A 582-nucleotide genomic window follows, 5' to 3' on the forward strand; every position below is an offset into this window, starting at 1 on the left:
ATCAAGCCAGCATCATTAAGAACCTATAACAGTATGTTCAGAATTCCTAGCAGCGATGGGCTTGCCCTAGCTAACCTGGGTGAATTAACTGTTGAGAGAAGTGAAGCACCAAACCAAGTACAGGGTGAACTTTTCGCTGATGCTCCTGTTAGCAGCGAAGGCAATAAGAGTGTGAAAAAATAAATCAGCATCAAAAAGTAGACAAAGAGAATTGACCACTATATAAAAAAATAGTGGTCTTTTGTTTGAGTTGTATGTGGCGATAATTTAAACATTTCACAATTATGGTATAAAGTCAATAATTCTTTTATTTTTTTGGGCTTATATGTTTCTTATGTATTTATAAGTATTAATTAGATTAAAAATAATCATCATCAACAACAAAAAATATCAAAAACAGTGATTTCCAACTCAATAACTCAATCGTATTTTGGAAAAATGATTTTGTCCATGAGTTGAAAATCACTGACAGATGCGTAAAAACCAAAATACATTAGTAGACCAAAATACCGCTATTTACCAGCTTGACAAAGACAGCGTAAAAACCAAGGATACACATGGACTCTCACCTAGTGAATATCT

1 protein-coding gene is annotated in these 582 nt (G+C 33.3%); it reads left to right on the top strand.

Annotated features, from left to right (window positions below; all coding sequences use genetic code 11):
• On the top strand, positions 1-183 hold a 183-nt coding region (locus ACTIE0_RS24920), incomplete at its 5' end, for a hypothetical protein (RefSeq protein WP_439517082.1).
• Positions 184-582 lie beyond the last annotated feature (399 nt).

The sequence above is a fragment of the Limnospira sp. genome (assembly GCF_051859755.1).
Classification (GTDB): domain Bacteria; phylum Cyanobacteriota; class Cyanobacteriia; order Cyanobacteriales; family Microcoleaceae; genus Limnospira; species Limnospira fusiformis.